The organism is Bacillus paralicheniformis (assembly GCF_002993925.1).
Classification (GTDB): Bacteria; Bacillota; Bacilli; order Bacillales; family Bacillaceae; genus Bacillus; species Bacillus paralicheniformis.
On sequence record NZ_CP023665.1, the window covers coordinates 3,142,630 to 3,164,735 of the forward strand.

23 protein-coding genes are annotated in these 22,106 nt (G+C 46.6%); 4 read left to right on the forward strand and 19 right to left on the reverse strand.

Annotated features, from left to right (window positions below):
* Positions 1 to 95: 95 nt before the first annotated feature.
* From accA to dnaE, 4 genes are all read right to left on the reverse strand, one after another.
* Positions 96 to 1,073, reverse strand: a complete 978-nt coding sequence (accA, locus tag CP943_RS15990) for an acetyl-CoA carboxylase carboxyl transferase subunit alpha (protein ID WP_023855491.1) — start codon at positions 1,071 to 1,073, stop codon at positions 96 to 98.
* Positions 1,058 to 1,933, reverse strand: a complete 876-nt coding sequence (accD, locus tag CP943_RS15995) for an acetyl-CoA carboxylase, carboxyltransferase subunit beta (protein WP_020452563.1) — start codon at positions 1,931 to 1,933, stop codon at positions 1,058 to 1,060. The genes accA and accD overlap by 16 nt, the downstream gene beginning before the upstream one ends.
* A gap of 362 nt (positions 1,934 to 2,295) precedes the next feature.
* On the reverse strand, positions 2,296 to 3,531 hold the full coding sequence (locus CP943_RS16000; protein WP_020452564.1) for an NADP-dependent malic enzyme: 1,236 nt from the start codon (positions 3,529 to 3,531) through the stop codon (positions 2,296 to 2,298).
* Between the two features lie 142 nt (positions 3,532 to 3,673).
* Positions 3,674 to 7,018 (reverse strand): DNA polymerase III subunit alpha, encoded by a 3,345-nt coding sequence (dnaE, locus tag CP943_RS16005; RefSeq protein ID WP_059231775.1) that lies wholly within the window; start codon positions 7,016 to 7,018, stop codon positions 3,674 to 3,676.
* A 139-nt stretch (positions 7,019 to 7,157) separates the two neighbouring features.
* Between dnaE and CP943_RS16010 the strand changes: the two genes are divergently transcribed.
* The 3 genes from CP943_RS16010 (at position 7,158) to CP943_RS16020 (ending at position 8,290) form a co-directional block, all read left to right on the forward strand.
* Positions 7,158 to 7,499, forward strand: a complete 342-nt coding sequence (locus CP943_RS16010; RefSeq protein ID WP_003184343.1) for a sporulation membrane protein YtrH — start codon at positions 7,158 to 7,160, stop codon at positions 7,497 to 7,499.
* The gene (gene ytrI / locus CP943_RS16015; RefSeq protein ID WP_020452566.1) at positions 7,496 to 7,999 is read left to right on the forward strand and encodes a sporulation membrane protein YtrI; all 504 of its coding nucleotides are present in this window, start codon (positions 7,496 to 7,498) and stop codon (positions 7,997 to 7,999) included. Before CP943_RS16010 ends, ytrI begins: the two co-directional genes overlap by 4 nt.
* A gap of 111 nt (positions 8,000 to 8,110) precedes the next feature.
* Positions 8,111 to 8,290 carry a YtzJ family protein gene (locus tag CP943_RS16020; RefSeq protein WP_020452567.1) on the forward strand — a complete coding sequence of 60 codons (180 nt, stop codon included), beginning with the start codon at positions 8,111 to 8,113 and terminating at the stop codon, positions 8,288 to 8,290.
* A gap of 113 nt (positions 8,291 to 8,403) precedes the next feature.
* Here the strand turns inward: CP943_RS16020 and CP943_RS16025 are convergent, their stop codons facing one another.
* Positions 8,404 to 9,348: a DHH family phosphoesterase gene (locus CP943_RS16025; protein WP_023855493.1), complete on the reverse strand. Its 945-nt coding sequence runs from the start codon at positions 9,346 to 9,348 to the stop codon at positions 8,404 to 8,406.
* 146 nt (positions 9,349 to 9,494) lie between these two features.
* Between CP943_RS16025 and CP943_RS16030 the strand changes: the two genes are divergently transcribed.
* Positions 9,495 to 9,797: a YtpI family protein gene (locus CP943_RS16030; RefSeq protein WP_023855494.1), complete on the forward strand. Its 303-nt coding sequence runs from the start codon at positions 9,495 to 9,497 to the stop codon at positions 9,795 to 9,797.
* A gap of 28 nt (positions 9,798 to 9,825) precedes the next feature.
* On the opposite strand, the gene CP943_RS16035 is transcribed toward CP943_RS16030, so the two are convergent.
* The 14 genes from CP943_RS16035 to CP943_RS16095 form a co-directional block, all read right to left on the reverse strand.
* Positions 9,826 to 11,148 carry a CBS domain-containing protein gene (locus tag CP943_RS16035; RefSeq protein WP_020452570.1) on the reverse strand — a complete coding sequence of 441 codons (1,323 nt, stop codon included), beginning with the start codon at positions 11,146 to 11,148 and terminating at the stop codon, positions 9,826 to 9,828.
* A 92-nt stretch (positions 11,149 to 11,240) separates the two neighbouring features.
* Positions 11,241 to 11,798, reverse strand: coding sequence for a PadR family transcriptional regulator (locus tag CP943_RS16040; protein WP_020452571.1), 558 nt, complete (start codon positions 11,796 to 11,798; stop codon positions 11,241 to 11,243).
* A 117-nt stretch (positions 11,799 to 11,915) separates the two neighbouring features.
* The gene (locus CP943_RS16045; protein ID WP_105981142.1) at positions 11,916 to 12,602 is read right to left on the reverse strand and encodes a metal-dependent hydrolase; all 687 of its coding nucleotides are present in this window, start codon (positions 12,600 to 12,602) and stop codon (positions 11,916 to 11,918) included.
* Between the two features lie 32 nt (positions 12,603 to 12,634).
* Positions 12,635 to 13,396, reverse strand: a complete 762-nt coding sequence (locus tag CP943_RS16050; protein WP_023855495.1) for an SDR family oxidoreductase — start codon at positions 13,394 to 13,396, stop codon at positions 12,635 to 12,637.
* A 165-nt stretch (positions 13,397 to 13,561) separates the two neighbouring features.
* On the reverse strand, positions 13,562 to 13,705 hold the full coding sequence (locus CP943_RS22480; protein WP_020452574.1) for a hypothetical protein: 144 nt from the start codon (positions 13,703 to 13,705) through the stop codon (positions 13,562 to 13,564).
* A gap of 74 nt (positions 13,706 to 13,779) precedes the next feature.
* Positions 13,780 to 15,159 (reverse strand): argininosuccinate lyase, encoded by a 1,380-nt coding sequence (argH, locus tag CP943_RS16055; RefSeq protein ID WP_020452575.1) that lies wholly within the window; start codon positions 15,157 to 15,159, stop codon positions 13,780 to 13,782.
* Complete coding sequence (locus CP943_RS16060; RefSeq protein ID WP_020452576.1) at positions 15,156 to 16,367, reverse strand: argininosuccinate synthase; 1,212 nt, start codon at positions 16,365 to 16,367, stop codon at positions 15,156 to 15,158. Before CP943_RS16060 ends, argH begins: the two co-directional genes overlap by 4 nt.
* 194 nt (positions 16,368 to 16,561) lie before the next feature.
* Positions 16,562 to 17,080, reverse strand: a complete 519-nt coding sequence (locus CP943_RS16065) for a MogA/MoaB family molybdenum cofactor biosynthesis protein (protein ID WP_105981373.1) — start codon at positions 17,078 to 17,080, stop codon at positions 16,562 to 16,564.
* Positions 17,081 to 17,178: 98 nt separating this feature from the next.
* On the reverse strand, positions 17,179 to 18,366 hold the full coding sequence (locus CP943_RS16070; RefSeq protein ID WP_020452578.1) for an acetate kinase: 1,188 nt from the start codon (positions 18,364 to 18,366) through the stop codon (positions 17,179 to 17,181).
* A gap of 229 nt (positions 18,367 to 18,595) precedes the next feature.
* On the reverse strand, positions 18,596 to 19,582 hold the full coding sequence (locus CP943_RS16075) for a class I SAM-dependent methyltransferase (protein WP_105981143.1): 987 nt from the start codon (positions 19,580 to 19,582) through the stop codon (positions 18,596 to 18,598).
* An 85-nt stretch (positions 19,583 to 19,667) separates the two neighbouring features.
* Positions 19,668 to 20,171: a thiol peroxidase gene (tpx, locus tag CP943_RS16080; RefSeq protein ID WP_023855499.1), complete on the reverse strand. Its 504-nt coding sequence runs from the start codon at positions 20,169 to 20,171 to the stop codon at positions 19,668 to 19,670.
* Positions 20,172 to 20,308: 137 nt separating this feature from the next.
* Positions 20,309 to 20,767, reverse strand: coding sequence for a GerW family sporulation protein (ytfJ, locus tag CP943_RS16085; protein ID WP_020452581.1), 459 nt, complete (start codon positions 20,765 to 20,767; stop codon positions 20,309 to 20,311).
* A gap of 12 nt (positions 20,768 to 20,779) precedes the next feature.
* Positions 20,780 to 21,463 (reverse strand): DUF2953 domain-containing protein, encoded by a 684-nt coding sequence (locus CP943_RS16090; protein ID WP_020452582.1) that lies wholly within the window; start codon positions 21,461 to 21,463, stop codon positions 20,780 to 20,782.
* A 120-nt stretch (positions 21,464 to 21,583) separates the two neighbouring features.
* On the reverse strand, positions 21,584 to 22,102 hold the full coding sequence (locus CP943_RS16095; RefSeq protein ID WP_105981144.1) for an RDD family protein: 519 nt from the start codon (positions 22,100 to 22,102) through the stop codon (positions 21,584 to 21,586).
* Positions 22,103 to 22,106 lie beyond the last annotated feature (4 nt).

Below are 22,106 nucleotides of genomic sequence, written 5' to 3' on the forward strand. Positions count from 1 at the left end.
AAACTCTTTGAAAAATCGCGGGTGAAAGACACAATCCTTTCACTTTTCACCTTTATCCATAAAAAATAAACGTGAGCCAAAGGCCTCACGTTTATTTATTTTATCCCAACAAATTGGTTTTCAGTCGAAATTTTTCCAATTGATTTATACTTGTTATATCTTTGTTGAATCAGCTCGTTCTTATCCAGTTTCAGCAAGGATTTAAGCTCGCTTTTCAGCGCTTCATCGATGTAGGCGGCCTGCTGCTCTACATCGCGGTGTGCTCCGCCTCTTACTTCTTTTATAACATGATCTATAATATCCAATTCTTTAAGGTCCGGAGCGGTGATTTTCATTGTTTCTGCCGCTTTTTTCGCGAGTCCTGAATCCTTCCAGAGGATAGCAGCCGCTCCCTCGGGAGAGATTACCGAATAAGTTGAGTTTTCCAGCATCAATAAGCGGTTTGCGACGCCGAGCGCAAGCGCTCCCCCGCTGCCGCCTTCCCCGATGACGATCGAGATGACCGGCACAGAGAGTCCCGCCATTTCAAAAAGATTCTTGGCAATTGCTTCGCTTTGCCCCCGCTCTTCAGCTGCTTTTCCAGGGTATGCTCCTTTTGTATCAATAAAGCAGATGATCGGCCTGTTAAATTTATCGGCCTGCTTCATCAGCCTGAGCGCTTTGCGGTAGCCTTCCGGATGCGGCATTCCGAAGTTGCGGCGGATGTTTTCTTTTGTATCCTTGCCGCGCTGTTGGCCGATCACTGTCACAGGAAGGCCCCGGAACTTGGCAATTCCGCCGACAATCGCTTCATCATCACCGAAATATCGATCTCCGTGGCATTCAAAAAAATCGGTAAAAAGATGTTCGATATAATCGAGCGTTGTCGGACGGTTCGGATGCCTTGCAATCTGGACTCTGTCCCAGGCTTTCAGATTTGTATAAATGTCTTCTTCAAGCCTTTCAAGACGAGCTTCAAGCTTCGTAATTTCAGAGCTTAAATCCATATCGGAATCCTGTGTGAACCTTTTCAATTCGGCGATCTTTTCACGCAGTTCGACCACCGGTTTTTCAAATTCTAATTCTCCAGCCACTCGAGATCACCTCCAGTTTGGTGCATTTTCAAAATGCTGCCGAGCGTTTTTTTCATGTCTGCTCTGTGAACGACGGAATCAAGCTGTCCGTGCTTTAACAGAAATTCCGCAGTCTGAAAATCCTCAGGCAGTTCTTCACGGATGGTTTGTTCGATAATTCTTCTTCCGGCAAAGCCAATCAGCGCGCCCGGCTCGGCAAGGTTGTAATCGCCGAGAGATGCAAAGCTTGCGGATACACCGCCTGTTGTCGGATGTGTCATCACCGAAATGATCAAGCCCTGCTCTTCACTGAACAGCTTTAAAGCGGAGCTTGTTTTAGCCATTTGCATCAAGCTGAGAAGGCCTTCCTGCATTCTCGCACCGCCTGATGCGGTAAAAATAATGAAAGGCACTTTTTCTTCTCTTGCCTTTTCGATCGCCAGCGTAATTTTTTCACCTACGACAGACCCCATGCTTCCCATTCTGAAAGATGAATCCATCACGGCAACGACTGCCGGAGATCCGTCAACCGTCCCTTTTCCGGTGACAACCGCTTCATTCAGCGATGTTTTTTCCCGGTCTTTTTGCAGTTTCTCAAGGTATCCTGGGAATTCCAGCGGGTTTTCAGACATCATATCCTGATTGAATTCTTCAAAGGAGCCATCGTCCAGCAGGCTTTTTATACGCTGCTTCGCGTTCATTTGAAGATGGTAACCGCAGTTCATGCAGACCCTTAAGTTTTTATCCAGCTCTTTTGTGAGCATGATTTTTTTGCAATCCGGGCATTTTGTCATGATCCCTTCCGGTACATCTTGCTTTGCTGATTCCGCGGGAACGGAAGCGTATTTTTTTTTCTTTTTGCTGAATATATCTTTTAACAAAAGATTACCTCCCTTTTCTGAAGGGTTTTCTTCATGTATGCCTGTCCTGTTTATAGACTAGAACATCACTATACCGAAACTATTGTACTTTTTTTGTCAAACGGTGTCATCCTCAATTCGACATTTTTGACCGTCAAACAGCCGAATCGCACTTGATGCGGTTAGAGACTGACAAATTGATATATCAGCCTTGAGAGCGGATACAAAAGTCTGGAAAAGCGATTTGAAAAAATTTTTTACAGCCCGCATATTCCCTTACAAGTGTCCCCAATAAGAGGAAAAACTGTACATCATATTCGAGAAACAGCGCGTGACGGCTCTTTAGGCCAGAGCAATCACGCGCTGATCACAAAAATGGAGTTTTATTTTCCTTCAATTACTGCAAGCTTTCTTGTCTTTTCAGCGACTTCTTCAGGATCGACATCGATTCGTGCAACACCTGTTTCCATCGCGGCTTTCGCTACCGCTTTGGCAACGGCCGGTGCGACCCTTGGATCGAACGGAGCCGGAATGACATATTCGGGGCTCAGCTCTTCGTCGGAAACGAGTGATGCGATCGCCTCAACCGCGGCGATTTTCATTTCTTCGTTAATATGTGTCGCGCGGACGTCGAGCGCCCCGCGGAAGATGCCGGGGAATGCGAGAACGTTGTTCACTTGGTTAGGGAAGTCAGAGCGTCCCGTTCCAACGACGCTTGCTCCGGCTTCATGCGCTTCAGCAGGCATGATTTCTGGATTTGGATTCGCCATGGCGAAGATGATCGGTTTGTCAGCCATGCTTTCAACCATTTCTTTTGTCAAAGCGCCTTCGACGGAAACTCCGATAAAGACATCGGCGTCTTTGATCACATCTTTGAGCGATCCGTCTATGCGGTTTTTGTTCGTATATTTTGCGACTTCATCTTTAACAGCGTTCATGCCGTTCGGACGGCCTTCGTAAATCGCACCTTTCGTGTCGCACATGATGATATCGCGCACGCCGAAATGATAAAGAAGCTTGATAATGGCAATTCCCGCTGCCCCGGCGCCGTTTGCCACGACTTTGACGGAAGACATCGATTTGCCGGACAGCTTAAGCGCATTGACGAGACCGGCTACCGTAACGATTGCAGTACCGTGCTGGTCATCGTGAAACACCGGGATTTTTGTTTCTTTTTTGAGGCGTTCTTCAATGACAAAACAGTTCGGCGCTGCAATGTCTTCAAGATTGACGCCGCCGAATGTCGGCTCAAGCAGCTTGACCGTCTCAACAATTTTGTCGACATCAGATGTATTTAAACAGATTGGGAATGCGTCCACACCGGCAAAGCTTTTGAAAAGAACCGCTTTTCCTTCCATAACCGGAAGGGCGGCTTCAGGGCCGATATTGCCGAGGCCGAGCACTGCCGTTCCGTCCGAGACGACTGCTACCATGTTTCCCTTCATTGTATAATCGTATACTTTGCTGTTATCATCGTAAATCGCTTTGCAGGGCTCAGCCACACCCGGAGAATATGCAAGGCTTAAATCATCCGCATTGCGAACCTGCACTTTTGATTTTGATTCCAATTTGCCCTGGTTTACTTTGTGCATATGCAGCGCTTTTTCTTTCAATGACATGTTAACAAACACTCCTTCAAGGGAATTTTGCCAAAAACTTTGCTTCGTTTTCTGCTTAAGATTCTTGTAAGACGAACCCTAGAATCTTAAAAATGATAACACAATTGACCGCTTTTTTGATCAATAATGCTCAAAATACCTGCTATCTGAGCACGACATTTTTCTCACCTACAACGCTTTTCAGCCTGTAGAGGGCAGCGTGGTCAGCCTTGATGTTGTAGCTTTCCGGCAGCTGCATCGTTTGTTTCCGTTTTTCATAATAGACGCAGACCGGCGTTTCCCCTTTGTGTTCAAGCAGGATGCTGCTGATTTTCTTAAAGATATCGTGGGTGTGCTGACTTTCCTCCACTTTAATATAGACGGACGGCTGCTTTTTAGCATGAAGCGATTCGACAAGCGATGCCCCGGCGATGATCAGCTGGCGCTTTTCATTCCTTGTCTCAAGACGTCCTTCTGCAAAAAGCGATACGCCTTCTTCCAGGATCGGGGAAAGCTGTCTGAACTGTTCAGGAAAAACAACCGCTTCGATTTCCCCGCTTTCATCGCTCAGCTCCAGAAAAGCCATCGTCTGTCCCGTTTTTGTACGGATCGTCTTCATCTTCGTCAAAAGTCCGCCCAAAGCCGCCTTTTTACGGCTGGAGGCGAGCAGCTGAATAATCGGCAGCGCACCTGCACGGTCCAGCTTCTTGCGGTGAACGCTCAGCGGATGGTCAGAAAAGTAAATGCCGAGCGTCTCCTTCTCGTGTGCCAGCAGGTCGACGAGCGGCATTTCTTCCGTCTCGGCGTACTTCGGCTTAATTGTCAAGCCTTCATCGAGAAAGAAGCCGAGCTGATCATTGTCTCCTGCAAACAATTCGGCATGCTCCAGCGCGACATCGACAGAAGCGAGCAAAGTGGCCCGGTTTTCACCGAATTCATCCATTGCTCCGGCAAAAATTAAAGCTTCAATCGTTTTCCGGTTCACGCTTTTCACAGAAGTCCTGACACAAAAGTCAAACAAATCTGCGAACGGCTTTTCTTTTCTCGCCCTGTAGATTTCTTTCACAGCCGAAATACCGACGCCTTTAACAGCCCTTAAACTGTAGCGCAGCGCCCCGTTTTCCACGACGAACGGATAGCCGCTCTTATTAATGGAAGGACCTAAAACATGCAGCCCTTTCCCTTTCGCTTCATAGATGTACTGAGCAAGCTTTTCCTCATTTCCGATCGCACTCGTCAAGAGGCCGCACATAAAGTAGAGGGGGTAATGCGCTTTTAAATAAGCGAGCTGGTAGCCGATCATGCTGTATGCAACCGCATGACTCCGGTTAAAACCGTAATTGGCGAATTTTACAATCAGATCGTATACTTCATTAGCCGCTTGTACGGAATACCCTTTTTTCAAGCATCCACTAATAAAATGATTTCTCTCTGTATCGAGAATTTCCTTGTTTTTTTTGCCGACCGCCCTTCGCAAAAGATCGGCTTCTCCAAGCCTGAAACCCGCCATCCGCGATGCGATCATCATGATCTGTTCCTGATAAACGATCACGCCGTATGTATCTTTCAAAATCTCGGCCAAATCCTCGTGCGGATAAGACACGGCAACCCGTCCGTGCTTTCGTTCGATATACAGCGGGATATTTTCCATCGGGCCCGGGCGGTACAAGGCATTGACAGCGACAATGTCTTCAAGGCTTGATGGCTTGAGCCTTTTTAAAACGTTTCTCATGCCGGCTGATTCGAGCTGGAAAATACCTGTCGTATCTCCTTCTGACAGCAGCTTAAACGTCTGTTCATCTTCATAGGGAATCGCCGAAAAATCGATGGTGACCCGCTCGCTTTTTTCGATCAGCGTTTTGATCGATTCAATGAGCGTTAAATTGCGCAAGCCGAGAAAATCCATTTTCAATAGTCCCAAGTCTTCGAGATAGCCCATCGAATATTGCGTTAAATATACACCGTCATGTCCTTCCTGTATCGGTATGATATTCGTCAGCGGCTCCTCGCTCAACACGACGCCCGCCGCATGAATGGACGTATGCCGCGGAAGCCCTTCGATTTTCTGAGCCGTTTTAAATATGTCCTGAAGCTTCTTGGACCCGTTCAAGCGCTTGTCCAGTTCAACAGAAAGAGCTCTCGCCTCTTTCAGCGTCACTCCAGGTTTGGACGGAATCAATTTCGCCAGCTGGTCGGCTTCTTTCGGACTGATGCCCATCACCCTGCCGACGTCCCGGAGCGCCGCTTTTGCGGCCAATGTACCAAACGTGATAATTTGCGCTACGTGCAGTGCCCCGTATTTATTTTTCACGTATTGGATGACTTCATCCCTTCTCGTATCGGGAAAATCGATATCGATATCGGGCATGCTGATGCGCTCCGGATTTAAAAACCGTTCAAACAGCAATTTGTGCTTGATCGGATCGACATCTGTGATAAACAGCGTATAAGCGACGAGAGAGCCGGCCGCCGACCCCCGCCCCGGCCCTGTGATAATGCCGTTGTCGTGGGCGAACTTCATGAAATCCCAGACGATCAAAAAATAGTCGCTGAACGCCATGTCGCGAATCACTTTCAGCTCATACTCAAGCCGTTCGACATACTCCCTCGGAGCGGCATCGAACCGTTTTTCCAGTCCGAGAAAGCAAAGCTCAGCCAAATAATCGTCAGCATTCTTGCCGGAAGGCGCCGGATATTTCGGCAGGCGCGTCTGGCCAAGGCTCAGGTCCACCTGGCACAGATCCGCGATTTTGACTGTATTCTCCAACGCGTCCGGACGATCCCTGTAAATGTCAAGCATTTCAGCGGGCGGCTTGAGCTCAAGATGCAGATCTCCTTTGGCCTTCATGTCTTCGTTCAGCTTCTCGCCCGCTTTAATCGCTTTTAAACACGTATAAGCTGCCGCATCCTCTTTTTCGATGTAGCGTACATCGCCGGTTGCGGCAATCGGAATTCCCGTATGTTCGCTGAGCTCCAGAATGCGTTCAGAAAGAAGCGGGTCGCCCTTGTACGGCTGATACGACAAATAAAAGCTGCCCTCTCCGAAGATCGAAAGACAGCGGAGGGCGGCGTTCTTCGCCTCTTCGATCAGCCCTTCTTTCAACAGCGCTTCAACATGGCTTGTCCCGCCCGTTGTCAGCGCAATGAGCCCTTCATGATAACTTTTGAGCCATTTTTCTTTGATGCCGGTTTTTGATTTCGACTGCAACACGCTGCTGATTTTCAGCAGGTTTTGGTAGCCTTTGTTTGTTTTCGCCAAAAGAACGAGCGGATATGAAAGCTGTTCTTTTTCATCTGTTAAAACTGAGGCTGTAAGCCCGATAATCGGCTTGATGCCGCGTTTTTTGCATGATTTATAAAATTCCACCGCCCCGTACATGACCTCATCATCCGTCAGCGCCATTGCGCTGTAGCCCAGCTCTTTGGCTTTGGCCGTGAGGTCCTCTACGGAAGCGGCGCTGTTTAATAAGCTGTAACCGCTGTGTACTTGCAGGTGAACAAAAGGCATTTCTGTCACCCCTTCCTTTTTCGAGCCGTCTCTTTTCATTATATGATGGGATCGAATGAGAAACAAATGTTCTTTCTTTGATCAACAATCATACTTGTCTTTCTTTATCCATATAGTGTGATAAGGTGAGGTGATCGGAATGGATCCTGAACAGCCCTTTTTTCCAAACTTTATCAGCTGTTATTTTATTGCGCTAGGAGTGCTTCTCGGCGGTTGCTTAATCGGAGGGATCGGCGCCTATCTGTCGGGACAGCCGCCTTTAACGATTATTACAAGCCTCGCAAACCGTCTAAAAATCTGGGCGCTGGTTGCGGCAATCGGCGGCACGTTTGACGCGGTCTACAGCTTTGAAAGGGGCATTATCGAAGGCAATACGAGAGACATCGTAAAACAGCTTCTCCTGATTCTTTCGGCGATGGGAGGAGCGCAGACCGGTTATCTGATCATCAATTGGCTCACACAGGAGCATATTTCCTCATGAGAATCCCTCCTTATTATAAAAAACCGGGTTGGCAGCGTTTTTTTGCGGGAATGATGTGCGGAGCCATCATCAGCTGGGTCGTGTTCCTGTTTACATACGGCACCTTTCAGGAGAAGCAGGTCGTCTTGATAAGAGAACAGAAAGAGCGCATCAATGATTTAAATGACCAGATCACCATTTACCGGGAGGACCTTCATAAGCTGAATGAAGACAATAAAAGAAAACTGCTGATTCAAAGCGTCGACGTCAAGCTGATCAACGGCAAGCAATACAAATTGTCACAGCCCGACATGATGAACTTTGAAGAGCGTATCCGGGATAATATTTCGGATGTCATCACAAAGGATATCGAAAGCGTCTACCGGACGAAGGAGCTTTTAAAGCGGACGATTGAAAATAAAGAGTATACGATAAACGATAAAACGTACAAAGCGAAAGTCACCGAACTGACGATTTATACACGGCTTTCCGTTGAAATCAAAATCTCTTTTTCCGAATAAAATTATGGATTTTTTTTTACGATTTACATGCATTCGTCGCTTTTTTCCATATTTTAATTTAAACTGACAGTAAGCGATATGTAAGTTTTTTTAAAAAGGGAGGAAAGCAGAATGTACATTTACAGTTACCATCAGCTGGCAAGAGATAAAGTCAACCGGATCAAGCTGGGCTACTCGGCTTATGCGGAAACCGAAAGTCTCGCGTCCCTTATCAAAAGAGAGTTAAGAGCCCAAAACATCCATGTTTATGAGGATGTAACAGATATCGGATCATGGTTTATACCTGAATAAGCAGCAGCTGTGATGCGTAAAATGATCTGCTTACACTTTGCTGCTTACTTTTTCGCAAAATATAATGCAAACGCTTGCAGTTGAACTGCACAAAAAAAGAGGGACTTCCCCTCTTATTTGTTTTCTTTGCATATGCGCTCCAAGTCAGCGATGACAAGATCGGTGTCTTTCCAGTCATAGATGGAAGCACCGGCTGCGAGCGGATGGCCTCCGCCGTTGTATTTTTTAGCGACTTCATTGACAATCGGTCCCTTTGAACGAAGCCTAACCCTGATCTGGTCGGCTTCCTCCACAAAAAACACCCATGCTTTGATTCCTGAAATATTGCCGAGCGTGCTGACAAGCTGTGAAGCTTCAGACGGCGTAATATTGTATTGATGCAAAATGTCACGGGTGATGAATACCGACGCCACACCGTTTTCGGACAGAGAAACATTCTGGTAAATGTAACCATTCAGCCGCACAACATTTAATTTCGTCTCATACAATTGATTAAAAAGCGCCTGAGAATTAAAAGGATACTCAATCAGCTCTCCGGCATATTTCAATGTCTTTTTTGTCGTGTTCGGAAATAAGAAGCGCCCTGTATCCCCCACAATGCCGGCATAGATCAGTTCGGCACCCTTTGTCGGAAGCGTCCATCCCGCTTGTTCTTTACCCGCTAAATACAGTTCGTAAATCATCTCGCTCGTCGAGCTCGCATTCGTATCCACCCATAAAAGGTCGCCGTATTGGTCTTCATTCGGATGATGGTCGATTTTGATCAGCTTGTCGCCCATGTTGTAGCGCGAATCGGAAATTCTCGCTTGATTGGCCGTGTCACAGACGATGACAAGTGCATTTTCATACACCGGGTCTTCAATCACATCCGGGGTGTACAAAAAAGCGAGGGAAGGCTCGGGCGTTCCGACCGCGAAAATATTTTTTTCAGGATAGGTTGCCCTCAGGATTTCCGCAAGGCCGCATTGGGATCCGTAGGCATCGGGATCCGGTCTCACATGTCTATGTATAATGATCGTGTCATATAATGATATGGTTCTGATGATTTCTTTTTTCATGACGCGCCCCTTCTTTACTTTGTTTTTAACCATTAAATCATAATCTGTTGTTGGTGGAAAGTGAAAGTTATGACTTTTTATTGTAGAAAGCGAACCCGATTATGTATACAATGGGTTTGTAAAACTTACAATGGAGGATGTCGATTATGCCGTTTTTTGTTTTTTTCATTGTGGTTTCAGCGATAGCTTATGGGTACTTCAAAGTAAGGTATGTGCGCACCAAAAAAGCGATTGAACGGGAATACTATTCGGCCAAGTCAAGCATGAGTCTGGGCCTGTTTATCATGTTCTTCGGCGCCAATCAGCTGCTTTTAAACCGCGGCACGCTTGCTGTCGTCATCGGCGTTATTTTTATGCTGACCGGGCTCGGGAGCATGTGGGCCGGCTACAGAGCCTATAAGCACTATGTCCCTTTGCTTGCGAAAGAAAACGAACGGGAAAACGCATAAGCGAAAAGAGGGACACTGGCCGCGTCCCTTAGCTTCTTTCCATCAGCTGAACCATCATCATCGCTTTGCCGACGAGAGCACCCTGGTGAAAAACTTCTATATCCATTTTTCCGAACTTTCTCCCGGCTTCGAGAATGTTCGGTTTTATTTCAATGACAGACTCCATTTGCACAGGCTTTAAAAAATAAATCGTCATGCTCTCTATCACGAGTTCGCCTTTTTTGTGCGACCGCAAAAAACGGTTTGCAGCTTCGGTCAAAATCGTCGTAAACACGCCGTAGGAAATCGTTCCCAAGTGGTTTGTCATTTGCGGCGTTACTTCGTATTGATAAACCGGATCCGGCTTGTTTTTGTCATTGTCCGATTCTTTGAAACCGCCTGTCACAATGTCATCGAGTTTTTCGCCGACCTGAGGCTGCTTCTGAATCATTTGAAGCGCCTTTAATACGTCCTGCCTGCTGATCATGCCGATCAGCTTTTGCCGCTCGTCAACGACGGGAAGCACTTCGATTCCTTCCCAGACCATCATCTGCGCCGCTGAAGCGACTGACGTTTTGCCGATTACTGTAATCGGGTTTTTCGTCATGACTTTTTCAATCAATACAGAGCGGTCATATCCGGCAACATCTTTTGAAGTTAAAATGCCGTGGATTTTCATCTGCTCGTCAACGATGGGAAAACGTCCGTGCCCCGTTTCAAAGTTTTTCTCATACCATCTTTCGAGCTTTTCATGAGGGGATAAGCAGACCGTTTTTTCCAAAGGGGTCAAAATATCCTCGACAAGCACGACCTCTTTTTTGATGAGCTGGTCATAAATCGCCCTGTTGATCATCGCGGCTACAGTAAACGTGTCATAGCTTGTAGAAATGACCGGGAGCTCGAGCCTGTCGGCAAGCTCAATAATCTCCGGCTCCGTATCAAAACCGCCGGTCACCAGCACGGCAGCACCCGCTTCCAAAGCCTGGCGGTGCGCATCGATTCGGTTGCCGACAATCAGCAGGTTGCCCGCCCCGGTATATCTCATCATCGCATCAAGCTTCATCGCTCCGATGACGAATTTGTTGAGCGTTTTATGAAGCCCTGCTTTTCCGCCAAGCACATGGCCGTCAATGACATTGACCACTTCAGCGTATGTCAGTTTTTCAATATTCTCTTTTTTCTTTTGCTCGATCCTGATCGTTCCGACCCTTTCGATCGTGCTGACAAACCCTTTATTCTCGGCTTCTTTTATCGCTCTGTAAGCAGTTCCTTCACTGACTTTCATTTCCTTCGCAATCCGCCTGACGGAGATTTTTTCGCCGACGGACAAAGAATCAATATATTTTAAAATCTGTTCGTGTTTTGTCGCCAATCGTTTCACCTTCATCCTCTGACTGCTAGATATATTTATTATAAATGGTTGTGCAATTGAACCGCAATCCGCCTTCGCAACATCATGTCCGTCTAAGAGCGATCATTCTCCATCAGAAGAAGCGCTTTTTCAAGCCATGAGCAATAGCCGTTTTCCCGCTCCAGCGCCCGGGTCAATACAAGGTAATGGCCGAAATGAGGCGAGCGGAAAGTTATCGATTCACCCGCTTCGCGCTTCAATTCTTCGAGCTTATTTTTTAAAAAAACGGCTTTCTCCTCCCGCTTTTGAAGCTGATCGGCAAAAAGCCTTTTCGCTTCATCACGTTCCATCGAAGAGATAAAATAAGCTTTCAGCATAAATTCATCTTTTACCGTATCGGGGACCGGTTTGAATTCCGTAAGCCATCCGTGAAGTTCACGCTTTCCGGCCTCTGTGATGGAATACATTTTCTTTTCTAATTTTGAGCCTTGGATCACCGTTTCATATTCGATAAATCCTTCATCCGTCAGCTTTTTCAGCTCGGGATAAATCTGACTGTGCTTGGCGCTCCAAAATTGGCCCAATTCGGCTTTAAAGCGGCTTGTCATATCGTAGCCGCTCAAACTCCCGTGATCAAGGAGCCCCAAAATCGCGTATTTCAATACCCTCATAATATCCTCCCAAGAACAATCCGATTCCTATATTATATCATCATTAACATGTTTTGATAGACATATAACCGGTTCAACCGAAAAAAGGACCCGGATTCGGGTCCTCTAAAAACAAGTTTATTTAAATTCGATTGACTCACCGACCTCAAGCACTTTTCCGACGCCGCCGGGAAGGCTGTCCGCAAATGCATGCGGGTCCTGTTCGATGACGGGGAACGTCGAGTAGTGAACCGGTACAACCTGTTTCGCCCTGAGCCATTCTGCGGCCAGTTTGGCGTCCTCCGGGCCCATCGTAAAATTATCGCCGATCGGCAGGAAAGCGAGGTCGATATGATTTAATTCACCGATCAGCTTCATATCTGAGAAAAGCCCGGTGTCTCCTGCATGAAAAATCGTCCTTCCTTCCACAGTCAAGAGGATCCCCGCCGGCATGCCGGTATAGACGATCTTTTGGCTGTCTTCTTCCGTATAAGCCGATCCGTGGAAAGCCTGCGTCAGCTTGACTTGGCCAAAATCGAACTGATGGGAGCCGCCGATATGCATCGGATGGACATTCAGGCCTTTCCATCCCAGATAGACCGCGAGTTCATTCGGAGCTACAACGAGCGAATGATTTCGCTTGGCGATTTCGACGGTATCGCCGACATGATCGTTATGACCGTGGGTCAGCAAAATAACATCCGCTTTAACCTCTTCCGGCTTTATATCGGTTAAAGAATTTCCTGTAATAAACGGATCGAAGATCAACTGATGATTTCCCGTTTCAACTGTTACCACTGAATGACCATGATATGTCACTTTCATCATATCCACCCCTGTTTTTTAATTTCGCACGTCTAAAGAGAATGACGGTTAATCACATTCAAGCCGCCTGTCGCTTCAATGACTGTTCCCGTAATGTAGTCGGAATGTTCATCGCATAGAAAAGTGATGATCCTTGCGATATCTTCACCGGTTCCCGACCTGCCGATCGGCGTTTCCTCATCAAGTGACGCCCTCGCTTCTGAAATCGAGGCCTCTTTCATATCCCCGACGATGTTGCCTGGACAAACCATGTTGGCTGTGATGCCGGAGCCCGCTTCTTCAATGGCGATCGTTTTTGTTAAAGAAGCCAGCCCCACTTTCGCCGCTCCAAAAGCGGAACGATGCAGCCAGCCCGGCGCATGGTCGGCCCCCTGAAATCCGTATGTGATGATGCGGCCGAACCGCTGGCGCCTCATCACCGGAACAACCGCTTTAAACAGATGGAAGACAGAGCTTAAGTTGCCTTCAAGCATGTCATACCATTCATCATCAGTATAATCTGCAAGCTTTTTTCGTTCAAATATGTATGGGCCGGCATTATTGATCAGAAGATCAATTTTTCCAAATCGCTCAAGTGCGGCATTCACCATCCGGAGCAGGTCTTCTTTCTTGGTGACATCTCCCTTTACAAACTGTAAACGGTCAAGGGATGACCGCCATTTTTCTTTGAGGCGGCTGACAGCTTCTTCGTCCTGCCTGTAATTCACCGTCACTGAGTAGCCTTTTTCAAGCAGGGCTTCCGTCACTTTACGCCCCAAACCTTTTGAACCGGCAGTAATTAACGCATGGCGCACATCTTTCCCTCCCAGGCATTGGTTCTCGGTATTCGCAAATGATTGCATGTATCTACCTATACTTTACTACAAAAGCCAGAGTATATCACATGTGGAGCATCGGGAAATTTGCAATCGCCGCTGGACAGAAGAAAGCTGAAGCCCGCTGTTACGGGCTCCAGCTTTCTATTGTTTATCTGCATCAGCTAACGGCTGTGCGTCATCGTGCGCGACAAATCCGCTGAAATAGGCATCAGAGATTTGCTGAACGGTTTCTTTATCGCCGTCGGCATCATACATGTATGCGTGTTTTGACTGATCTTGTTTCATTGCCACACCCCTTTTCGATTCACAAATCTATTTTGCGTATGAAGCCGCACAGTTATGAATCGAATCGGGAAGTGTTAAAAATTGTTCAAACAATGCTTCGCCTTTTGAATGGCTTCTTCCACCTTTTTGAATCCCGTCCCGCCTTCACTCATCCTTTTTTCGACGGCATGGTGCGGGTCGAGCACGATGTAGACGTCTTCTTCAAACAGTTCGCTTGCCTTTTCGAACTCTTCAAACGGCAGGCCGCTGAGATAAATGCCTTTTTCGATACAAGTGTAGACAAGCTTTCCGACGACTTCGTGCGCCTCTCTGAACGGCATGCCCTTTTTAGCCAGATAGTCGGCAAGTTCGGTGGCATTTGAAAAATCCTGCTCCGTTGCTTTTTTCATCATATTTTTGTTCACTGTCATCGTTTTCGTCATGCCGGCAAAAATCTCAAGGCTTCCTTCGACCGTTTTCACAGTATCAAACATACCTTCTTTGTCTTCCTGCAAATCTTTATTGTACGCTAACGGGAGCCCTTTCATAATCGTCAGGAGGCCGATCAGATCACCGTATACGCGTCCGGTTTTCCCGCGGATAAGCTCTGCCATGTCCGGGTTTTTCTTTTGCGGCATCATGCTGCTCCCCGTAGCATAAGTGTCATCAAGCTCAATGAATTTAAATTCCTGCGAACACCAAAGAATGATTTCTTCGGAGAATCTTGACAGATGCATCATCAAAATGCTGCTCGCGCTTAAAAATTCAAGGATGAAATCCCTGTCGCTGACGCCGTCCAAGCTGTTTTCATATATCGAGTCAAACCCGAGCAGACCTGCTGAATATTCTCGGTCGATCGGAAATGTCGTTCCGGCGAGCGCCCCGCATCCAAGGGGGGACTTGTTAATCCGCTTGAATGAATCATGATAGCGTTCTTTATCGCGCTCAAGCATCCAGAAGTAAGCGAGCAAATGATGCGCGAACGAGATCGGCTGCGCCCGCTGCAGATGGGTGTATCCCGGCAGTATCGTCTCCACATGTTCTTCCGCTTTTTCGATAAGCACGTGTTGAAAAGCCGTAATCAGCTCGATGATATGCTCTGTGTGCCCTTTTAAATACAGGTGCATATCCGTCGCCACCTGGTCGTTTCGGCTTCTGGCCGTATGAAGCTTTCCGCCGAGCGGCCCGATTTCGTCAATGAGCATTTTTTCAAGGTTGAGGTGAATGTCTTCGTAATCGACTGAAAAATCGAGTTCGTTTTTTTCCGCTTTGTGCAAAAGGGATGTCAGGCCTTCTTTTATTTTGACCGCTTCTGCTTCGGTTAAAATGCCGCATTTTTCAAGCATGGAAGCATGAGCGAGAGACCCTGCGATATCTTCTTTCACGAGCGTTTTGTCAAAGTGGATCGATGCTCCGAACTCATCGACCCATTTTTCCGGTGTTTTTTGGAACCGGCCTCCCCACAGCTTTTTCATGCTTTAATCTGCTCCTTTTTTTGGACGATGCTGTTTACTTTCGTCGGCAGTCCCCACAGCTCGATAAAGCCGACGGCAGCGTGATGATCGAACGCATCGTCTTTTGTATACGTCGCCAGTTTTTCATCATACAGGGAGTATTCGGATTTACGCCCTTCAACGATCGCATGGCCTTTGAACAGCTTGACGCGGACGACGCCCGTGACATGCTTCTGCGTTTCTTTCAGGAAACCGGAAAGCGCGTCTTTAAGCGGAGAAAACCACAGGCCGTTATAGATCACTTCAGCCATTTTTTGTTCGATCAGAGGTTTGAAATGCGCCACTTCTTTTACTAATGTCAAATCTTCAAGCTCTTTGTGCGCCTTAATCAAAGTCATCGCGCCCGGGCATTCGTACACTTCGCGTGATTTGATGCCGACAAGGCGGTTTTCAACATGGTCGATGCGCCCCACTCCATGCGCGCCCGCCAGTTCATTCAGCTTTAAAATCAAGTCTGACAGTGAGTAATGAGCGCCGTCAATGGAAACCGGAATGCCCTCTTCAAAAGCGATTTCGATCACATCGGGGGTATCCGGTGTTTTTTCAAGCGGCTTCGTCAAATCATAAGCCCCTTCAGGAGGCGCCGCCCATGGATCTTCCAGAACTCCGCATTCATTGCTTCTGCCCCACAGGTTCTGGTCAATTGAATACGGGCTGTCAAGATTGATCGGAATCGGAATGCCGTGCTTTTCTGCATACGCGATCTCTTCGTCGCGCGACCATTTCCATTCGCGGACAGGTGCCAGCACCTCTAAATCCGGATTGAGCGATTTAATGGACACCTCGAAGCGCACTTGGTCATTTCCTTTGCCTGTGCAGCCGTGAGCCACGGCTTGGGCGTTCTCTTTTTCAGCCACTTCGACCAGCTTTTTGGCGATCAGCGGTCTGGACAGAGCTGATACAAGCGGGTACTTTCCTTCATAAAGCGTATGGGCCTGGAGGGCGGTCAGTGCAAACTCTTTCGCAAATTCTTCTTTTGCATCGATAACATATGAATTAGAAGCCCCGACTTGAAGCGCTTTTTGCTGAACAAATGCGAGATCTTTTCCCTCCCCGACGTCAAGGCAGCAAGCCACTACATCATATCCCTGTTCCTGCAGCCATTTTATCGCGACAGAAGTATCAAGTCCTCCTGAATATGCTAAAACCACTTTTTTCTTTTGCGTCATTTTGAAAAACTCCTCTCATCTCGGTGCTCTTTTTTGTATAAAAATAAGTTTTATTTAATAAAAATACATTTAATATGTATACACTTTAACAAGGAAGTCTGGTTTTTTCAACCTTTTTATAAAAAAAACTTCATTCATTTTTTATGAATGAAGTTCAGTGCATATTCAGCGTTCAGCCGGAGGGCTTTCCGGCTTTATTTTTTCATATCTTTTCTCAGTTCTCTGATGACATGGGCAAGCTCAGGCACAATCAGCTTTGACATTGCAAGCTTAACCGCCCCGCTTGAACCCGGTGTTGCAAACACGGCTTTGTTTTGAATAACACCCGCTGCAGCTCTTGAAAGGATCGCAGCCGCTCCGATATCCTCTGTATAACTCAGCATGCGGAATATCTCCCCAAATCCCGGAATTTCTTTCGAAAAAAGAGGAACGATCGACTCGATTGTTACATCTCTAGAGGCAATGCCCGTCCCTCCGTTTAATAGGATGGCATCGATCCGGTCATCAAGACAGCCTTCCAGCACAGCTTTTTGAATCATTTCCTTTTCATCCTTTACAATCTCATAGGAAACGATCTCATGACCGTCTTCCGCTAAAAACTCTTTCGTAAGCCGGCCGCTTTTATCTGTGTCTTCCGTTCTTGTATCGCTGACAGTAATAACTTTGCAGTTGACGCGGTCCGGCGCTTCTTTTTTATGTTCCTCAACACTCATGGCTAAATAGCCTCCTTTATACAGTCTTTTTTCATTATAAAGGGGAAGATGCATAAAAAAACAGCCTTCCTTGTAAAGAGAAGGCTGTTTTTTTATTTTTAGTGAGCCAGTCTAACGACGTCTCTTGCAATCATCACTTCTTCATTCGTCGGGATGACGAGGACTTTTACAGGTGAATGCGGATAGCTGATAAACGCTTCTTTTCCACGGACGTTATTCAACGCAGGATCCCAATAGACACCCATGAATTCCAAACCATGAAGAACGCGCTCTCTGACTTCAACGCTGTTTTCCCCGATGCCGGCAGTGAAAATGATCGCGTCTACTCCGCTCATTCTCGCTGCATAAGAACCGATGTATTTATGAATTCTGCTTGCGAATACTTCAAGGGCTGTTTCCGCACGTTCATTGCCTTCTTTAGTTGCTTCGACAATATCGCGCAAATCGCTTGAGAATCCGGAAATACCTAAAAGACCGCTCTTTTTATTGAGTGTGTTCAGGACTTCGTCGGCTGTTTGACCCGTTTTTTCCATAATGAACGGGATAAGCGCAGGATCGATGTTTCCTGAACGCGTACCCATCGCCACACCTGCAAGCGGTGTGAAGCCCATTGATGTATCGATTGATTTGCCGCCTTCAACAGCTGCGATGCTCGCGCCGTTTCCAAGGTGGCAGGAAATCAGGCGAAGTTCTTCAATCGGACGGCCGAGCAGCTCTGCCGCGCGTTCAGTCACATATTTATGAGATGTGCCATGGAAACCGTATTTACGGATGCCGAATTTCTCATAGTATTCGTATGGCAGACTGTACAGATAAGATTGTTCCGGCATTGTTTGGTGGAATGCCGTATCAAAAACAGCCACGGCAGGAACATTTGGAAGTACTTCTTTAAACGCTTTAATTCCGACAATATTAGCCGGGTTATGAAGCGGTGCGAGTTCTGAAATCTCCTCGATCTCATGGATCATTTCATCCGTCAATAAAACGGAGTCGCTGAACTTTTCGCCGCCGTGTACGACGCGGTGTCCGATTCCGTCGATTTCATTTAAATCTTTGATAATGCCGAATTTTGTAAGTTTATCCAGCAGCATTTTTACGGCTACGGAGTGGTCCGGGATATCTGTTGTTTCGGTCTTTTTTTCGTCGTTGACGGAAATCGTGAAGATGCCGTTATCCAGCCCGATTCGCTCAACAAGGCCTTTTGTTAGTACTTTTTCGCTGGGCATTTCGAACAGTTGAAATTTCAATGATGAGCTTCCAGCATTGATTGCAATAATTTTGGACATAAAATGACGCTCCTTTTTACCTATAGTCCGGTGACATTATGTTCAACCCGGATCATAAAAAATATGTATAAAATCGTTCTTAGTAAATTCAAAAAATATCTGCCTTTCTCATTTAAACACTCAAAAGAGTGCATTTCAAGTCACGATCCGACATGTTAACGCTTTCACAAAGAAATTATTATTTTCTGAATATAAAAACAGATCAGAGAATATATCTTCTCTGATCTGCTTATCTTTTTTCAGCTTGAAACCAGTTGTCGAGTTTGGCTGTCATTTTCAGCATCGCATCCTGATTGGCGAATGACGGAACTTGTGCAAGCAGAACTTGTTTAGGCGCTTTCGCCTGTTCGCCATGCTTTTGTAAAACCAAAATGCTCTTCGCGTGTGCCTCATCTTTGAAAATCGACAGCGGAAGCTGAAGCACTGCATTAATATACGCATTGTCCTTTAAAAAGGTACGCAGCTTTTCGCTTTGGCTGCTTTCGAACAATTGGTTGGGAATCATAAAAAATAAATAGCCGCCCGGTTTCGTATAGGTCAAGCTTTGTTCAATAAACAAATGGTGTGAAAAAGAATGGCCTTCATCTGCCTTTAATTCGAAAGCGCGCGCGCTATCGTCATCAGGATAATATCCGACGGGAAGATCGCAAATGACCGCATCGGCAGGCTCCATAAAAATCGGCTGCAGGCTGTCCTGGTTAAAAAGCTCGATTTCCTTTTCCTGCAGGTTTGCCTGGACATAGGCGAGCTTGATCAGAACGTCATCAATCTCTGAGCCGAACGCTTTTCCGGCTTCACCGGCCAGCTGGTTCAAGACGGCAAGCAGCAGGTTTCCAGTGCCGACCGCCGGATCAAACAGCGTCAATTCTTTTTTGGGTCCGATGAATTTGTTCACCAGATATCCGATAAATAAACCGATTGTATCGGGCGTCATCTGCCGGTTCGGATGGGGAATATCTTTCTGGCCTTTCAGGATGGCAAGCTGGAAGGCTTTTCGGATCGCCTCATGGCTGCATTCTGAAAAACGCGCACGGCCGAGCAGATCCTTCACCTTTTGTTCGGCTTTTTCGGAAAGCCCGCGGTCCGCGGACCCTGTAAAGAATGCCTCTCCTGCTTCCGCCAATCCTTCTATGTAAGGGATCTGCAGGTCACGTGCGATGATTTCCGCTCCTTTGTCAAGCCATTCATAAATCGTTTCGACTGGATAGTTTTGCATGATGATGTCTCTCCTTATCAAAAAATCAAAGCCATGAAAAGAGCTCCGGCAAGATGATCACCTGGAGCCCTTTTATGAGTTGAATTTACTTAACGAGTGATTTGGCAGCTTCGATGGCTTTGTCATAGTCCGGGTGGTTTGTCGCTTCGCTGACGTATTCAGTGTAGACGACTTTTCCGTTTTCATCTAACACAAATACGGCGCGGGCAAGCAATCTCAATTCTTTAATGTAAAGCCCGAATGCTTCCCCAAAAGACATTTCCCTATGATCTGACAATGTTTCCACATTTTCAATTCCGTTTGCTCCGCACCAGCGAGCCTGTGCAAACGGCAGATCCGCGCTGATCGTATACACTTTCACTGAACCGAGGCCTGCGGCTTCTTCGTTAAAGCGGCGGGTCTGCGCGTCACAAACACCTGTATCGATAGACGGAATCACCGAAATAACGGCTGGTTTGCCTTTAATGTCTTGAAGCGTGACTTCCTCAAGCGAATTGGACAAAACAGTGAAATCAGGCGCCTGGTCTCCGACTTTCACTTCTGAACCTACCAGTGTCACCGGGTTTCCTTTAAATGTAATTGAAGCCATCATCATTCCTCCTTCATTTATGTATGACTCTACTATAAAAGAGTTTAGGACAAACTGCAAAGCTTAAGTCCGGCCGAGACAAAAAAAGTTAACTGCTGCAGGAACAGTTAACTTCTGTGGCCGGAAAGCCGAAGCTTTTAAAATGGAGGCGTCTGGTTTTGGCGGTTCATATTTTGCTTTTGCTTATCGTTTTTCTTAAACATATGCTGAATCCGTTCGATCGTTTGCGGGGCTGCGTCTAAAATCTTATCGATGACGTGCGTGTTTTCATCCAAATGCAGGATTTTAACGCCTGATGATCCGACAATCAAAAAAGCAATCGGCGTAATCGATACGCCTCCCCCGCTTCCCCCGCCAAACGGGAGCTTCGATTCTTTTCGTTCACGATCTCCATCGCTCGCTTTGGATTCGGCCGGTTTATTTCCGCCGAACTCGCTTCCGCCAGCCGCAAAACCGAATCCCACTCTGGAGACGGTTAGGATGACGCTGCCGTCAGGTGTTTCTACAGGATCTCCGATAATGGTATTGACATCGATCATTTCCTTTAAATTTTCCATTGCGGTTTTCATCAAACCTTGAATTGGATGTTCAGCCATATTCCATTCCTCCTATACTGATGAATCATTCTTTGTTGAACCTGACAGATTTTTTGGCAGCTTAAATAAGCCGCGCATTTTCCCTTTCCAGTTCATCACGATTCTAAATGCTGCGGTTATAGCATGGCCAACGCGAAAATGGAATATACATGTCAGATGCGTTTTAGAGGAGCGGCTGTTAAAGACTGGAATCACTTCGTATTCCGGCTGGCTGTCAAAGCAAAAAATCTGATGCAAGAGAGCCATCGTGCCGGCTTTCAGAGACCAGGCGCCTCCCGTGACGATTCCGGTTAAAGCGGCATCAGGAAAGCCGAGGACTGAGGTCCATTCGAGCTTCGTGATGTGAATCCGCTTCATAAATCGGCGGATAAGCGGCTGCAGATTGATGACCTGTTCCACCAATTTTTTGATTTGCTTCGTATTATCGAACACTTCCCGATAGCCGACTTTTCTCCTCTTTTTATCGTTTTTTAGAGCCGTATTCGTCTGTTCTTTTACATCAACGGTCATATCCTGCTGATTGATTTTAATCACCGGAATTTCCTTTTTGAAGCGCAGAAGCCCAAAACCTGTTCGAACTTTAAAGGTCAGCCGGTCGTCATCGTCTGTATGAAGATATTCGATCGCGATGCGGATTTTCATCATCATTAACGCTGCCAAAAGAAGGAATACTCCCGCAATCCATATGTAAATCATGATTTCACTTCCTCTTATACTAATCATTATAGGAAGAAATTTGAAAAAATAAACATAGACGGAGCTTATTCCAGGCAGCAAAAAAACCCGGCTGTCTTTCAGCAGCCGGGTTTGATACACTCAGTCTTTTTTTCGATACAGCTTTTCATGAATAACCGCCGTGTCCGCAAAGAAATCGTGAATCCCCTGTTTCTTTGGCGAAAATGCAGCAACGAGATACGTAATATACAAACTGTTGATATAGCGGCCGATAAGCTCCCTAAACAAGATCACATCCCATGTCAGCCCTTTTTCCGGGGCAAGCGACACGACCTTCAGTCCGAATACCATCTTGCCCAACGTCTGTCTGAAATACTTCGTCATCAGGACGAAATAAGCGAAAAATACTGCCGCCGTTACAAAAGAATAAAGCGAAAAGGTGAAAAACCCTGATTCTTTAGGGAGATTCAGCAGGCTGAAAACAGGTGAAACCGCTAATTTGTTGATGCTGCCGACAACAATCCCGTCGAGCAGAAAGGCAAACAGCCTGATCCAAAAACCGGCATATGCATGCTCTACATGCGGGGCCGATTCTTCCCTGGAAACACCGGCGTCCGGTGATAATTCATTATGATCCTTTCCATCATAAGTCACATCCATTTTT

Coding starts and splice junctions, on each gene's coding strand:
- CP943_RS16000 (WP_020452564.1), bottom strand. CDS start 3,531: ATGTCATTGAAAGAAAAAGCGCTGCATATGCACAAAGTAAACCAGGGC.
- dnaE (WP_059231775.1), bottom strand. CDS start 7,018: ATGCCTTTTGTTCACCTGCAAGTACACAGCGGTTACAGCTTATTAAAC.
- CP943_RS16010 (WP_003184343.1), top strand. CDS start 7,158: ATGGATCCTGAACAGCCCTTTTTTCCAAACTTTATCAGCTGTTATTTT.
- ytrI (WP_020452566.1), top strand. CDS start 7,496: ATGAGAATCCCTCCTTATTATAAAAAACCGGGTTGGCAGCGTTTTTTT.
- CP943_RS16020 (WP_020452567.1), top strand. CDS start 8,111: ATGTACATTTACAGTTACCATCAGCTGGCAAGAGATAAAGTCAACCGG.
- CP943_RS16025 (WP_023855493.1), bottom strand. CDS start 9,348: ATGAAAAAAGAAATCATCAGAACCATATCATTATATGACACGATCATT.
- CP943_RS16030 (WP_023855494.1), top strand. CDS start 9,495: ATGCCGTTTTTTGTTTTTTTCATTGTGGTTTCAGCGATAGCTTATGGG.
- CP943_RS16040 (WP_020452571.1), bottom strand. CDS start 11,798: ATGAGGGTATTGAAATACGCGATTTTGGGGCTCCTTGATCACGGGAGT.
- CP943_RS16045 (WP_105981142.1), bottom strand. CDS start 12,602: ATGAAAGTGACATATCATGGTCATTCAGTGGTAACAGTTGAAACGGGA.
- CP943_RS22480 (WP_020452574.1), bottom strand. CDS start 13,705: ATGAAACAAGATCAGTCAAAACACGCATACATGTATGATGCCGACGGC.
- argH (WP_020452575.1), bottom strand. CDS start 15,159: ATGAAAAAGCTGTGGGGAGGCCGGTTCCAAAAAACACCGGAAAAATGG.
- CP943_RS16060 (WP_020452576.1), bottom strand. CDS start 16,367: ATGACGCAAAAGAAAAAAGTGGTTTTAGCATATTCAGGAGGACTTGAT.
- CP943_RS16065 (WP_105981373.1), bottom strand. CDS start 17,080: ATGAGTGTTGAGGAACATAAAAAAGAAGCGCCGGACCGCGTCAACTGC.
- CP943_RS16070 (WP_020452578.1), bottom strand. CDS start 18,366: ATGTCCAAAATTATTGCAATCAATGCTGGAAGCTCATCATTGAAATTT.
- CP943_RS16075 (WP_105981143.1), bottom strand. CDS start 19,582: ATGCAAAACTATCCAGTCGAAACGATTTATGAATGGCTTGACAAAGGA.
- tpx (WP_023855499.1), bottom strand. CDS start 20,171: ATGGCTTCAATTACATTTAAAGGAAACCCGGTGACACTGGTAGGTTCA.
- ytfJ (WP_020452581.1), bottom strand. CDS start 20,767: ATGGCTGAACATCCAATTCAAGGTTTGATGAAAACCGCAATGGAAAAT.
- CP943_RS16090 (WP_020452582.1), bottom strand. CDS start 21,463: ATGATTTACATATGGATTGCGGGAGTATTCCTTCTTTTGGCAGCGTTA.
- CP943_RS16095 (WP_105981144.1), bottom strand. CDS start 22,102: ATGGATGTGACTTATGATGGAAAGGATCATAATGAATTATCACCGGAC.